Raw genomic sequence first — 14,522 nt, forward strand, 5'->3', positions numbered from 1 at the left:
CCGTCGTCGCCCTCGCCGCAACCGTCATCTTCTGGCTATGACACAAGAACGAGTCCTGACCCTAGCGAGCCTGCGCCTCCGGCGGGAGTATTTAAGATCAAGATGAATAGCTTAACGCTTCATCTTGAGAAAAATACTCCGGGGGTAAGGCCGCAGGCCTGAAGGGGGCAGCGCCCCCTTGCTTGAAGCGCGCGCCAGCACCGCCTATGCTGGCGGCACTTCAAAAGGGGATATCATGGCCAAGGCCTCGGCAAGTTTCACCTGCACCGCTTGCGGCGCGAGTTTCGGCAAGTGGAGCGGCAAATGCGATGCCTGCGGGGCTTGGAACAGCATCGTGGAAGAGGCGCCGCTTTCGGCAGGTCCCAAGGCATTGGGGCAAAGGGGCCGCGCGATTGCCCTAACCAATCTGGACACCGAAGAGCCGCCGCCGCCACGATTTTCTTCGGGAATTGAAGAGCTTGACCGAGTGCTTGGAGGCGGGCTGGTGCCGGCCTCGGCCATTTTGGTCGGCGGCGATCCCGGCATCGGCAAATCCACTTTGCTTTTGCAAGCCACGGCAAGCTTCGCGCGGCGCGGCCTGAAATGCCTATATATCTCGGGCGAAGAGGCGGCGGCGCAGGTTCGCATGCGCGCGCAACGTCTTGGGCTCACGGATGCGCCGGTGCAGTTGGGCGCCGAGACCGCTTTGCGCGATATCCTCACCACTTTGGACAATGAGCGGCCCGGGCTGGCGATCATCGACTCGATCCAGACCATGTGGCTCGACACGGTCGAGGCTGCCCCCGGCTCGGTCTCGCAGGTCCGCGCCGCCGCGCATGAGTTGGTGAGCTTCGCCAAACGCCGCGGCGTGGCGATCATCCTCGTCGGCCATGTCACCAAGGAAGGCCAGATCGCCGGCCCTCGCGTCGTCGAGCATATGGTCGACACCGTGCTTTATTTCGAGGGCGAGCGCGGCCACCAGTTCCGCATCCTGCGTGCGGTGAAGAACCGCTTCGGCCCCGCCGATGAGATTGGCGTTTTTGAGATGACCGGGAATGGGCTGCAAGAGGTTATCAACCCCTCGGCCCTCTTTCTGTCGTCACGCGATGCCCCTGCCCCCGGCTCGGCGGTCTTCGCCGGGATCGAGGGCAGCCGCCCCGTGCTGACCGAGATCCAAGCGCTTGTCGCCCCCTCAAACCTTGGCACGCCACGCCGCACCGTGGTTGGGTTAGATTCCGGCAGGCTCTCGACCATTTTGGCCGTGCTGGAAGCCCGCGTTGGCATCCCCTTCACCGGACTTGATGTTTTCCTCAACGTCGCAGGCGGCATGCGGGTGACCGAGCCTGCGGCCGATCTTGCCGTTGCCGCCGCCCTCCTTTCGGCTCGAGAAGATGTGGCAATCCCGCCAGATATGGTGCTTTTCGGCGAAATCAGCCTGTCTGGCGCGCTGCGCCCGGCGGGACAGACCGAAAACAGGTTGAAAGAAGCCGCGAAACTTGGTTTCACACAAGCGACCATTCCCAAGGGCTCAAAATCAACGGGTTCTGCGGGGATTTCCTTGCGTGAGATGGCCGACCTTGCCGCCTTCACCGGCGAGATGTTCGGCGCTGGCTGAGTTTGGCCCCTTTGATACAGGCCTTGGAGAGCGAATGATGGAAAACTTTACCGCAGTCGATGGCGTCGCGGCGCTTGTCATCCTGCTCTCCGCCATCTTGGCCTATTCGCGGGGTCTTGTGCGTGAGTTGATGGCGATTTTGGGCTGGATTGGCGCTGCAGTGCTGGCCTTCATCTTCGCCCCCGCCGCAAAACCCCTCGTCGCCGAGATCCCGGTTATCGGTGATTTTCTTGCCGACAGCTGCGAACTTTCGGTGATCGGCGCTTTCGCCGCCGTCTTCGCCATTGGGCTGATCTTGATGGCGCTCTTCACCCCGCTGTTCGCCAGTGTCGTGCAGCGCTCTGCTTTGGGGGGCGTGGATCAGGGGCTCGGCTTCCTCTTCGGCGTCGCGCGCGGTGTTTTGCTGATCGCTGTGGCCTTCATCGTTTGGGACCGGGCCTTGTCGAACCAATCGGTTCCGATGATCGACAATTCACGCACCGCCAAAGTCTTCGGCAATTTCCAATCGGCGATCGACGGCTCGATCCCCACCGATGCGCCGGGCTGGATCGTTGCCCGCTATAATGAGCTGACGATGGCTTGCGCCCCCGAAGCCACCGCGCCCACTTCGGCAGCACCGACCGAGATGCCCCCGGCCGAGGCCGCTCCGGCCAATTGAGCCAAGCCCTGACAAAAGGGGGCTGGGAACAATCAGCCCCCAACGATCACTTTTCCATTTGCGTCACAGCAGGGCGTGACTCTGCCGCCAGTTAGGCCTAAAGCAAGGCGCAACCTCACACCGGATTCGGAGGCCGCCCTTGCTGTCCGCCACGCGCCCCTTTCTTGCCCACCCCTTCGATGATGATAAGCTGAAGGAGGAGTGCGGGATTTTCGGCGTGATCGGCTTGAGTGACGCCTCAAACTTCGTCGCTCTTGGCCTGCACGCCTTGCAACACCGCGGCCAAGAGGCCGGTGGCATCGTCACCTATGAGCCGGAAACCGGCTTCCATTCCGAACGCCGCTTTGGCTATGTGCGCGATAACTTCACATCCGCAGCCATCATGAAGCTGCTGCCCGGTGATCTGGGGATTGGCCATGTGCGCTATTCCACCGCCGGGTCCAAAGGCGCCGCGCAGATCCGCGACGTTCAGCCCTTCTTTGGCGAATTTGCCATCGGCGGCTGTGCCATTGCCCATAACGGCAACCTGACCAATGCCGCGCGCCTGCGCAAAGATCTGATCGAGCGTGGCGCGATCTTCCAAAGCTCGTCCGACTCGGAATGCATCATCCATCTGATGGCGCGTTCGATGCAAAAGACCCAAGCCGAGCGTCTGAAAGACGCTTTGCGGCTGGTTGAGGGCGCCTTCTCGGTCATCGCCATGACCCGCACCAAGCTGATGGGTGTGCGCGACGCGCTTGGCGTGCGCCCCTTGGTTCTGGGCCGCTTGGGCGAAGGTTGGGTTCTGGCTTCGGAAACCTGCGCTTTGGACATCATCGGTGCCGAGTTCATCCGCGAGATCGAACCGGGCGAGATGGTGGTGATTGAGAACGGTGTCGTCGAAAGCACCCGCCCCTTCGCTCCCGCCAATGCGCGCTCTTGTATCTTCGAGCAGGTCTATTTCTCGCGCCCCGACAGCATCGTTGGCGGCCGTTCGGTCTATGAAACCCGCCGTCAGATCGGTGTGGAACTGGCCCGTGAAGCGCCGATCGACGCTGACCTCGTTTGCCCAGTACCGGATTCCGGCACCCCTGCCGCCATCGGCTATGCGGCTGAAAGCGGCATCCCCTTTGGTCTTGGGATCACCCGCAACCAATATATGGGCCGCACCTTCATTGAGCCCTCCGAGCAGATCCGCAACATGGGCGTGCGGCTGAAGCTGAACGTCAACCGCGCGCTGATCCGTGGTAAACGAGTGATCTTGGTCGACGACTCGGTTGTGCGCGGCACCACCAGCCGCAAGATCAAGGATATGATCCTAGATGCAGGTGCTGCCGAGGTGCACTTCCGCATCGCCTCGCCGCCGACGGCTTGGCCCTGCTTCTACGGCGTCGACACGCCGGAACGCTCAAAACTTCTGGCAGCGACGATGTCGGAAGAAGAAATGCGCGAATGGATCGGCGTGAACAGCCTGAAATTCATCACCCTGGACGGGCTATACCGTGCGGCTGGTGAGGCCAAAGGGCGCGACGCTGCCAATCCGCGCTTCTGCGACGCCTGCTTCTCGGGCCAATACCCGATCGCTCCCGCCGATAAGCTGGACGAGGGTTTTGTGATGACCGCAGCAAGGTAAACTGCTGCGCCATCATGCAGGGCAAGGCATTCAAAATGCGCCTGTATCCTCGGCAATGATTACCAAACCCCTTCAGAAAATGAAAAAGCGGCCAGAATTCTGGCCGCTTTTTTGTCGTTCTGCTTAAAGACTTAGACCAGTGCGCAGCAATCTTCCTTTGGGCCGTCACCGGGCAGTTCTTTGCCTGGCAGCTCCCCGCCGGGGATTCTCGGGCCGCGCTCGTCAGCATTGCCATTGTGGCGCTGCTCTTCTTCCGCTTGGTACTCTCCTGCGCTGAACGGACCGCTAAAAGGTCCGCAAGCCGAAACTGCCGCCGTCATTGCCAAAAGGACTGCAATACGCAAAGTTTTCATCAGATAGCCTTGTTAATCTTACTCGTATCAACGGGTTATCTTCTGCTGACTTTCTTCACAACCCCAAGCGCCGTAAGTAAAACCCCACCCCGGCGCCCAAATTTTCGCGCCGCGCCCGCCCTTCAGTGGGATCGCCTCTTGTCACATGACTTAAGGGGCAAGATCAGGTTGGCTCTATGGCCAGATCCTCTTCTTCAGGCGGGCCTTCCACAGGTGGCCCCACGCGCGGCCGTTCCCCGCCATTGCGGTGAACAGGCTTGCTCGCCTCATCATAGCGGCCGTAGCCGGCTCCGCCCGTGTCACTGTCGCTGATATAATAAGGACCGCCACATCCCGACAAGACAACAGAGAGCAAAATGGCGATCACACCACGGTGAGACATAAGAAATCTCCTTACGAATGTTACTGACGATCAAAACTTGGCTAAAGTGTTAAAATTTTACCAACTGGAAAAGTTAACGCAAGACACAAATTTATGCTTAAAGCCAGCGCATCGGCTCAACGGCAGTCAGGCCCTCCCGACCCTCTCGGCGCCCGCGCCCAAGAGCAGTTAGGCTGTTCGAAACATTCGCCTCATAGGTGTTGGGACAGTCACTGTCCCCCTATTCATCAGGCCCCGCTGCCAATCCCTGCCCATTTCGGCCAATTTACCGCAGGCCCCGAGATTGCAGCCTTCTTGCCCTTTCATCTTGACTGAAATACTCCACGGGGGTCCGGGGGTGTGAAACCCCCGGCCGACGCCGCCAAAGCGATACGGTAAAACTTCCCTAACCGACCCGGACGAAGCATGACCCAGAAAACCGCTCTCATCACCGGCGCCTCGCGCGGGCTTGGCTATGCCTTGGCCGAGCAGCTGGCCCTGCAAGGTTGGAATGTCGTGGCTCTGGCCCGCACCGTTGGCGGGCTTGAGGCGCTGGACGATCAGGTGAAATCCGCCAAGCTGCCGGGGGCTGGCACATTGACCCTCGCGCCGATGGACATCACCAATGAAGATGCGATGCGCCACCTTTGCCGGTCGATCCATGATCGTTGGGGCGGCTTGCAGCTTTGGGTGCATACGGCGGTGCATGTGACGGCGCTCTCGCCCGCGCCTTCGGTGGATATGAAAGATCTCGACAAATCCATCGCCACCAACCTGCGCGCTGCCAGCTTCATGGTGACCATGGTGGACCCGCTCTTGCGCGCCGGCAATGGCACGGCGATGTTCTTGGACGATCCGGCCACCGCGCAGCGCTATTCGGCCACTTACGGCATGACCAAAGCGGCCCAAATGCAAATGGCACGCAATTGGCAGGCCGAGACGGTCAAAACCGGGCCGCGCGTGCTGATCGAGACCCCATCGCCGATGGCCACCGCCACTCGCGCCCGCCATTATCCGGGTGAAGACCGCTCCCCCCTTGCCGATCCGCGCACAGAGGCCCTGCGGCTGATCTCGCTGCTCTAGGCTTGCCCTCACCAAAGGGGCGGCTATCCTGCGCGCCAGCACAGGAGTATCACCATGACCGATCGTGAATGGACCCCGCCCCGCGTCTGGACCTGGGACAAAGAGAACGGCGGCGCTTTCGCCTCGACGAACCGCCCCATCGCCGGGCCGACGCATGACAAGGCCTTGCCCGTCGGCAAGCATCCTCTGCAGCTGCATTCTTTGGCCACACCCAATGGCCAAAAGGTGACCATCCTTTTGGAAGAACTGCTGGAGGCGGGCTATGACGCCGAATATGACGCTTGGCTGATTGATATCGGCAAGGGCGATCAATTCGGCTCGGGTTTTGTTGAGCTGAACCCGAACTCAAAGATCCCCGCGCTTTACGACCAAGCCTCGGGCACGCGGCTTTTTGAGAGTGCTTCGATCATGGTTTGGCTGGCCGAGAAATTCGGCGCCTTCCTGCCCGCCTCGGGTGCGGCGCGGGCCGAGGTGATGAATTGGCTCTTTTGGCAAATGGGCTCGGCCCCGTTCTTGGGCGGCGGCTTTGGGCATTTCTACAAATATGCACCAGTGCGGCTGGAATACCCGATCAATCGCTACGCGATGGAGGTGAAGCGCCAGCTGGATGTGCTGGACCGCGAACTGGCCCATAAGCGCTTCATCGCCGGGTCGGACTATAGCATCGCCGATATGGCGATTTTTCCGTGGTATGGCGCGCTGGTGCGCAATGAGGCTTATGACGCAGGTGAGTTCCTTGACGTTGGCATCTACAAAAACGTCATCCGCTGGGCCGATGAGATTGCGCAGCGCCCGGCGGTGATCCGGGGCCGCATGGTCAACAAGGGCCAAGGCCCCGAAGAGCGCCGCTTGGCCGAGCGCCACTCGGCGGCGGATTTCGACGGCAAGGATCTGACGGCCTAAGGTCGCGATATGAAAAGGGGGCCAAACGGCCCCCTTTTGCGTCAAGCCAATGCGGCCTCGATTGAGGCCCAGAGCGGCTCCAAAGGCTCCACCCCAACCGAGAGCCGGATGAACCCCGCGGGCACCGCATCCCCCCAACGCGCGCGGCGCTCGCCCGCGCTATGGGTGCCGCCAAAGCTGGTGGTCTGCTCAATCAGCTTGCAGCGCGTGAGGAACCCTTCGGCCTGCTCGGCATCCGCCAAGGTCAGCCCGATCAGGAAGCCGCCATTGGCCATCTGCCCCCCCACCGCCCAATGCGAGGCGTCACCCGCAAGGCCCGGATAGCGCAGGCTCAGCACCTTGGGATGCGCCGCCAACCGCTCGGCCAGCACTTGCGCCGAGGCGCACATCCGCGCCAGACGCAGCTCTAAAGTCTCAAGCCCCCGATGCACCAAAAAGGCCTCGAACGGGCCCGGAATGGCCCCAGACATCCGCCGCCAATCGCGCACCCGGCCCATCAGCTTTGCATCCCGGCCCGAGACATGGCCGAAGAGCACATCGGAATGCCCGGCCGGAGCCTTGGTATCGGCCGCCACCACCAGATCGGCGCCAAGGTCCAAGGGCCGCTGCAAAAGCGGCGTCATCGTGGTGTTGTCAGCGATCACTATCGCCCCTGCCGCATGGGCGCGGGCGGCCACTGCGGCGATATCAATTACATCTAGACCGGGGTTCGAAGGCGTCTCCAAGTAGACCACCGCCACGCCGGTGAAATCCGCCGTAGCGTAATCTGCCGTCGGAATTTCCCGCACGATGATGCCCAAGGGCTTCAAAAACCCCTCTGACAGCACCCGCGTGACGTAATAACCGTCCGAGGGGATCACCAACTGCTCCCCCGCCTTCAGACTGGCGAAAAGGGCTGCTGAAATCGCCGCCATGCCGCTTGGAAAGCTGACCGTTTCAGCCGCTTCCAAGAGGCTAAGCTGCGCCTCGATCGCATCCCAAGTCGGCATGGCGTTGCGGCCATAGATGTAAGGCGCGCCTTGGGTGTCTGGCAGATGATAGGTGGCCGAGGCGGTGATCGGCGGCACCACCGGATCTCCCTTGCTCAGCCCCTCTTTGCGGTGATGCAACATCTGCGCAAGACGTGTCTCGATCGGGTCCGACATGGAAGATCCTTTGATACCATAAGCTTAGAAACGTCGGCTTGATCACTCCAACCGAGCCGGGAAGCCCTCGGCCCGCAAATCGGTGCCAAGCGCATCCTCCAATAGCTTTACGATCTGCGTCGATTGCGCGCCACCACCATAGGTGGCTTTGCCCGTGATAAAGGTCTGCTGAACCAGAGATGCCAAATTAAGAGGCACTCCGAACTCGCGGCCAAAGCCCATCGCAAAACCAAGATCCTTCAGCGCCAGATCCATCGAGAAGGCCACATCATAGCTGCCGTTCAGGATCAGCTGGCCCTCGGTCTCATGCACGAAGCTAGAACCCGAGGAGGCCGCAATTGCCTCCCATGCGGTCTTCAGATCCAAGCCGCCACGCTTGGCCAGCATCAAAGCCTCGCCATCCGCCACAAGATGAATGAAGGCCAACATATTGGTGATCACCTTGATCACCGCAGCCGAGCCTAAGGGACCCATGTAAAAGAGCTTTTTACCAATCGCCTGCAAGGCGGGGCGGTGCAGATCGTAAAGTCCCTGCTCGCCGCCGACCAGCACGGTGATCTCGCCCCGCGCCGCAAGATGCACCCCGCCGGTGACCGGGGCCTCAAGCATTTGCACGCCACTCATCCGCGCCAAGCCCGCCAGCCGCAGCACATCATCGCGGCCAAGGGTGGAGTTTTCGATCCAAGTGGCGCCCGGCTTCAGCCCGGTCATCAACTCGGCCAGCACAGCCTCGGAAGCGGCGGGGCTGGGAAGGCAGGTGAAGACATGATCAACCGCTTGGGCGAGATCCGAGACCGAACTCGCCACCCCTGCCCCCAAAGCCCGCAGCTTTTCGCAAGCGACGGGGTCGCGGTCATAAACCGTGACCTGATACCCGGCGCGCATAAGATTATGCGCCAAAGCCGCACCCAGATTGCCCAGTCCGATATAGCCGTAATGCATGGTATCTTCTTGTATAGGTTGGATAAAGAAAAAGGGGGCCACGGCGATCTGCCATGGCCCCGTCGGGGATCATGTGGTGGTTCAGGCCCTAGAGAAGGGCCAGCGCCTTAGGCGCCCCAGCCGACGATGCCTTTGACTTCGCAGAAGTCATGGATGCCCCAATCGGCATATTCGCGGCCATTGCCCGACTGCTTATAGCCGCCGAAGGGCGCCGAAGTGTCCCAATCGGGGTAGTTGAGGTTCACGGTGCCCGCGCGCAGACGGCGCGCGACGGGTTTGGCATCCTCAACCGGGCCAGCGATATAGGCGGCAAGGCCGTAGACAGTGTCATTGGCTTGGGCCACGGCATCGTCAATATCGTCATAGGGTTGGATCGCCAGCACCGGCCCGAAGATCTCTTCCTTCGAGATGGTCATCGAATTGTCCACGCCGCCAAAGACGGTCGGACGCACGAACCAGCCGCGGTTGAGATCAGCCGGACGGCCCACGCCGCCGGTGACAAGCTCTGCCCCCTCATCGATGCCCGCTTGGATCAGGCGCTGCACCTTTTCAAACTGCAACTTCGAGACCAGCGGACCGAGCACGGTGTTCTCATCCAGCGGATCGCCGGTGATGATGGCATCGGCGGCCTCTTTCGCTGCGGCCAAAGCCTCGGCATGGCGGTTGCGCGGCACCAGCATCCGGGTCGGCGCATCGCAAGATTGCCCGGTGTTCGACATCACCGCATTAACGCCCGCAGCCACAGCCTCGGCGATATTGGCCGAGGCGAGGATGATGTTCGGCGATTTGCCACCCAGCTCTTGCGCCACGCGCTTGACGGTCGGAGCCGCCGCCGCCGCAATCGCGGTGCCCGCGCGGGTCGAGCCGGTGAAGGAGACCATATCCACCTCGGGGTGGCTGGTGATCCGGGTGCCAACGCCCGGCCCGTCGCCGTTCACCAAGTTGAAGACGCCCTTCGGCACGCCCGCATCATGCATCAGTTGCGCGAAAAGCACGCCCGACAGCGGCGCGATCTCCGAAGGCTTCAGCACCATCGTGCAGCCCGCGATCAAAGCCGGAGCCACCTTGCAGACGATCTGGTTCATCGGCCAGTTCCAAGGCGTGATCAGCGCGCAAACGCCAATCCCTTCATGCACGATCCGGGTGGTGCCGCGCATATATTCCCAAGTCATCTCTTCGGCGGCCTTGATCGTCGCCTCAAGATGCACCTGCCCCGCCCAAGCCTGAGCGCTGCGCGCCCAAGTGATCGGCGCGCCCATCTCGGTGGACATGACGCGGGCGAAATCCTCGTAGCGCTCGTTGTAAAGCTCAAGGATGCGCTTCACGAGGGCGATGCGCTCGGCAACCGACGTCACCGTCCAAGCATCAAAGGCCGCACGGGCGGCCATGATCGCACGATCGGCATCGTCATCATTGCCAAGCGCGACTTCGCAAACGATTTCCTCGGTCGCCGGGTTCTCAACGCCAAGCCGGGTCTTCGACACCGGCTCGACCCATTCCCCGTTGATGTAGAATTTCGTCATGTTCTGCGGGATCATTTGGCCCTCATTTGAAATAGATATTGAAACGCTCGCGAATGGCGCGGTCGATCGCAGGGTCTACGACACAACCGGCTTTGGCAAGAATTTCATTCTTTCTAGCAATGGCCCCGTCCAAAAGCAGCGGTTTTCCCGCCTCATTCCATTCTTTCGGCGACATGCGGTTGCCAACCTTGGGATAGATATATTCGGTCTGCATCAGCTTAAGCGTTTGATCCGACCCAAGATAATGGCCCGGACCGCCCAAGCAGACCTCTTTCATCGCATCCAAGCTGGTGGTGTCGGGGTTCACATCGATCCCGCGCACCAACCGCATGGTCTGGCCCAAAAGATCATCGCCCAAGACCAAGGATTCCATGCAGAAGCCCAAAAGCGAGGCATGCATGCCGACCGCCTCATAGCACATGTTCAGCCCCGAAAGCCCGGCCAAGGCATTGGTGATGCCCTGCTCCCAACCGGCTTGCATATCGGGCAGCTTGCTGTCGGAAATCCCCGAGGCAGCCCCGCCCGGCAGACCGTAGAATCGGTGCATCTGCGCACAGCCAGCCGTCAAAAGCGCCTGTTCGGCCGAGCCGCCGGACATCGCGCCCGTGCGCAGATCCGAGACGAAGGGCCAAGTGCCAAAGATCGCCGGAGCGCCGGGCTTGATCGCATTGACATAGACCACGCCGGCCAGACATTCCGCCACCGCCTGCACGATGGTCAGCGCAATCGGCGCCGGAGCGGTCGCGCCCGCTTGCCCTGCCGACAACAGCAGCATCGGCATACCGCGGCGGATACAATCCTCCATGGTGATGCAGCTTTCCTCGGCAAACTTCATCGGCGGCACAACGAAGCAATTGGAATTGCTCACGAATGGCCGTTCCAGCCAATGCTCCTCTGAGCCTGCCACCATATGCAGCATCTCAAAGCAATCAGCGACATGGGAAGGATCCGAGAAGCTGGTGCCCACATGCTTTTTGGTGCCGGCAAGGCAGCCGTAAAGCGTGTTAAGGTCCATCTCTTTGTTATCCACCACATCGCGGCAGACCATGGTGCGCTGGTAGAAATGGATATTGTCGAGGTTATCGACCAGCCGCGCCGCATCATAAAGATCCTGCGCCGTCGACTCGCGGTAATCCAAGGTCACCGGATCGACGATATGCACCGCCGCACCTGCTGTGCCGTAATGCACATTGGTGCCCGAAAGATGCAGATCATGCTTCGGGTCACGCGCATGCAAGGTGATGTCGCGCGCGGCAACATTCAGCATATCCTCAACCAAGGCGCGCGGGAAACGAATGCGCCCGTCATCGCCCAAGATCGCCCCGGCTTCGGTCAAAAGCTTCACGCCCGAGGGCGGCGCTTGGCTCAGACCAATCTCCTCCAAAGCGTCCAAAGCCGCCGAGTGGATCTGCTGCACCGCCGCATCGCTCAAGGGCTTATATTGCCCACCCGGCAAACCCGGCCGCACCGGGCGCATATCCTCGGCCAAAGGTGCCGCGCGCATGGCCACCCGCGCCGCCCGACCGCCCGCCCGCGACGACCGCCGCGCGGCCTCGGGTGCGCAGATCTCACCGATATCCGTGTTCTCGCTCATCGCTCATGCCCTTTCATAATGGCACGTTTATCCCTCGGCGCGGCCCAAAACCCCGCCCCACTCCGCTCCGCGCTGCCAAAGCGCATTCCTCAAATCGTCCCGGCCTTCGCAGCTGGAAAAGGCGCTCTCCCCCGCCTTTCCCTGCCCATTTTCTGTCCTCAAATATCCCGGGGGTCCGGGGGCTGGCCCCCGGCTCCGGCTTCACATACGGATCCGCTCAGATTTCGCGTCATACATCGGCACCAAAGACGCCTCCGCCGCATGACGCACCCCTGCCACCTCAATCTCGTAGCTTGAGGCCAAAACCTCCGCCTCGCTCTCGCCCGCGCATGGCACATAGCCCATGCCGATCGCACCACCGAGGAAATGGCCATAAGCGCCCGAGGTCACCGGCCCAACGATCTTGCCATCGCGGACAACCGCCTCATTGTGGAACAGCAAGGGCTCCGCATCCTTCAGCCGGAACTGCAACATCCGCCGCGAAAGCCCGGCCTCTTCCTTGCGCAAGACCGCCTCGCGCCCAATGAAATTGGCCTTCTTGCGGCTGACGGTGAAGCCAAGCCCCGCCTCCAGCACATGATCCTCATCGGTGATGTCATGGCCCCAGTGCCGGTAAGCTTTCTCAATCCGACAGGAATCGAGCGTATGGAGGCCGCAAAGCTTCCACCCATGCGCGGCACCAGCCGCATCCAAAGCCTCAAACACATGCGCGGTTTGATCGGCCGAGACGTAAAGCTCCCAGCCAAGCTCGCCCACATAAGTCACCCGATGCGCCCGGGCGAGGCCCATGCCGATCTCGATTTCCCGCGCCGTGCCAAAGGGATGCGCGGTATTCGAGAAATCATTGGGCGAGATCGAGGACAACAAATCCCGCGCCTTCGGCCCCATGACGCAAAGGACGGATTCCCCTGCGGTCACATCGGTGATCACGGCGAATTCCTCGCCCAGCTGCGCGCGCAGCCAAGCCAGATTGCGCGTCAAGGTCGCCCCAGGCACCACCAAGAGATATGCGGTCTCCGACAGCCGCGTGACGGTCAAATCCGCCTCGATCCCGCCGCTTTGATTCAAGAGCATCGTATAAACGATCCGCCCTTCCGCCACATCGACCTGCGCCGAGCACACCCGGTTCAGGAAAGCACAAGCGTCGCGCCCCTCAACCCGGATCTTGCCGAAAGAGGTCATGTCGAAAAGACCAACCCCACTTCGCACCGCGAGATGCTCGGCCTTTTGGTTCTCAAACCAATTCTGCCGCTTCCAAGAATAGCGGTATTCCGCCTCTTGCCCCGGATTTGCGAACCAATTGGCCCGCTCCCAACCCGCAACCTCGCCAAAGACCGCACCGCGCGCCTTCAGTTGGTCATGGATCGGCGAGCGCCGCACTCCGCGCGCGGTCTCAACCTGCCGGTAAGGGAAGTGGTCGGCGTAAAGCAGACCCAAAGTCTCAGTCACCCGCTCCTTCAGATAGGACTTATTGCGCTGGAACGGCTGCGCGCGGCGGATATCCACCTCCCAAAGATCAAAGGGCGCCTCACCTTCGGTGATCCAATGCGCCAAAGCCATCCCGGCACCGCCCGAGGAGACAATCCCGATCGAATTATACCCGGCCGCGACCCAATAGCCTTTCACCTCCGGTGCTTCGCCAAGGTAATAGCGATCATCGGGGGTAAAGCTTTCCGGACCGTTAAAGAACGTATGGATCCCCGCCGTCTCGAACAACGGCATCCGGTTGGTGGCCTTCTCAAGGATCGGCATGAAATGCTCCCAATCCTCGGGGAGCGTATCAAATTCGAAATCCGCGCGAATGCCCTGCATGCCCCAAGGCTTGGCCTTGGGCTCAAAGGCCCCCAGCATCATCTTGCCAGCATCTTGCTTGTAATAGGCGCATTCATCCGGCACCCGCAGCACCGGCAGATTGGGGTCGATCCCGGCCACCGGCTCAGTCACCAGATAGAAATGCTCGCAAGCGTGCAACGGCAGTGTCACACCATTTTGGGCCGCCAGATCGCACCCCCACATGCCGCCGCAATTCACCACCACATCGGCAGCGATATGCCCCGGCTCGCCGTTATAGATATAGTCAACGCCGGTGGTGCGCCCGCCCGCCGTGGTGACCTTGGTCACCAAAGCCCCCTCGATGACCGAGGCCCCCTTCATCCGCGCGCCCTTGGCCAAAGCCATGGCGATATTGGCCGGATCGCATTGCCCGTCCAAGGGCAGCGACACCGCCCCCACCACGCCATCAATATTCAGATGCGGATAGCGCGCCTTGACTTCCGAGGGCGAGATCTCATCCACCGCCACGTCGAAAATCCGTGCCACCGTGGCTTGGCGCAACAGCTCCTCGTGCCGCTCTGCCGTCAGCGCCACCGAGATCGAGCCGACCTGCTTCATCCCCGTCGCCACCCCGGTCTCAGCCTCAAGCCCGCGGTAAAGATCGGCGGAATATTTCGCCAAACGCGTCATATTGGCCGAGCCGCGCAGCTGCCCAATCAGACCCGCCGCATGCCAAGTGGTGCCCGAGGTCAGCCGCTTGCGCTCCAAAAGCACCACATCTTTCCAACCGGCCTTGGCCAAATGATAGGCCACCGAACAGCCCGAGACGCCGCCCCCGATCACCACTGCCCGCGCTTTGCTCGGAATCTCAGCCATTCTTCAGCACTTCCATCGATTTCATTTCATCTTTCCCCGAAAGCATCGCATTTCATCTTGACCCAAATACTCCGGGGGGTGCGGGGGGCTGGCCCCCCGCCTCTC

The 14,522-nt window shown here is 61.3% G+C and carries 11 protein-coding genes; 5 read left to right on the plus strand and 6 right to left on the minus strand.

The genetic code is table 11. The features are described 5' to 3' along the window. The first annotated feature begins 235 nt into the window (after window positions 1-235). The 3 genes from radA (at window position 236) to purF (ending at window position 3,864) form a co-directional block, all read left to right on the plus strand. The gene (radA, locus tag Q9295_RS11250) at window positions 236-1,594 is read left to right on the plus strand and encodes a DNA repair protein RadA (RefSeq protein WP_306680669.1); all 1,359 of its coding nucleotides are present in this window, start codon (window positions 236-238) and stop codon (window positions 1,592-1,594) included. A gap of 37 nt (window positions 1,595-1,631) precedes the next feature. Then, window positions 1,632-2,252 carry a CvpA family protein gene (locus Q9295_RS11255; protein ID WP_306680670.1) on the plus strand — a complete coding sequence of 207 codons (621 nt, stop codon included), beginning with the start codon at window positions 1,632-1,634 and terminating at the stop codon, window positions 2,250-2,252. Between the two features lie 139 nt (window positions 2,253-2,391). After that, window positions 2,392-3,864: an amidophosphoribosyltransferase gene (gene purF / locus Q9295_RS11260; RefSeq protein ID WP_306680671.1), complete on the plus strand. Its 1,473-nt coding sequence runs from the start codon at window positions 2,392-2,394 to the stop codon at window positions 3,862-3,864. A 516-nt stretch (window positions 3,865-4,380) separates the two neighbouring features. Here the strand turns inward: purF and Q9295_RS11265 are convergent. Continuing rightward, window positions 4,381-4,599 (minus strand): hypothetical protein, encoded by a 219-nt coding sequence (locus tag Q9295_RS11265; protein ID WP_306680672.1) that lies wholly within the window; start codon window positions 4,597-4,599, stop codon window positions 4,381-4,383. A gap of 405 nt (window positions 4,600-5,004) precedes the next feature. Between Q9295_RS11265 and Q9295_RS11270 the strand changes: the two genes are divergently transcribed. Beyond that, window positions 5,005-5,661, plus strand: a complete 657-nt coding sequence (locus Q9295_RS11270; RefSeq protein WP_306680673.1) for an SDR family NAD(P)-dependent oxidoreductase — start codon at window positions 5,005-5,007, stop codon at window positions 5,659-5,661. A 54-nt stretch (window positions 5,662-5,715) separates the two neighbouring features. Further along, window positions 5,716-6,564, plus strand: coding sequence for a glutathione-dependent disulfide-bond oxidoreductase (yghU, locus tag Q9295_RS11275; protein WP_306680674.1), 849 nt, complete (start codon window positions 5,716-5,718; stop codon window positions 6,562-6,564). 41 nt (window positions 6,565-6,605) lie between these two features. Here yghU and Q9295_RS11280 read toward each other — a convergent pair whose 3' ends face one another. From Q9295_RS11280 to Q9295_RS11300, 5 genes are all read right to left on the minus strand, one after another. Beyond that, on the minus strand, window positions 6,606-7,709 hold the full coding sequence (locus tag Q9295_RS11280; protein WP_306680675.1) for a cystathionine gamma-lyase: 1,104 nt from the start codon (window positions 7,707-7,709) through the stop codon (window positions 6,606-6,608). 42 nt (window positions 7,710-7,751) lie between these two features. Next, window positions 7,752-8,651 (minus strand): NAD(P)-dependent oxidoreductase, encoded by a 900-nt coding sequence (locus tag Q9295_RS11285; protein ID WP_306680676.1) that lies wholly within the window; start codon window positions 8,649-8,651, stop codon window positions 7,752-7,754. A 107-nt stretch (window positions 8,652-8,758) separates the two neighbouring features. Beyond that, window positions 8,759-10,189, minus strand: a complete 1,431-nt coding sequence (locus Q9295_RS11290; RefSeq protein WP_306680677.1) for an aldehyde dehydrogenase family protein — start codon at window positions 10,187-10,189, stop codon at window positions 8,759-8,761. 7 nt (window positions 10,190-10,196) lie between these two features. Beyond that, complete coding sequence (locus tag Q9295_RS11295) at window positions 10,197-11,768, minus strand: trimethylamine methyltransferase family protein (protein ID WP_306680678.1); 1,572 nt, start codon at window positions 11,766-11,768, stop codon at window positions 10,197-10,199. A gap of 201 nt (window positions 11,769-11,969) precedes the next feature. After that, window positions 11,970-14,417: a GcvT family protein gene (locus Q9295_RS11300; RefSeq protein WP_306680679.1), complete on the minus strand. Its 2,448-nt coding sequence runs from the start codon at window positions 14,415-14,417 to the stop codon at window positions 11,970-11,972. Window positions 14,418-14,522 lie beyond the last annotated feature (105 nt).

Origin of the sequence: Pseudogemmobacter lacusdianii, assembly GCF_030848395.1 — a bacterium.
GTDB lineage: Bacteria > Pseudomonadota > Alphaproteobacteria > Rhodobacterales > Rhodobacteraceae > Pseudogemmobacter > Pseudogemmobacter lacusdianii.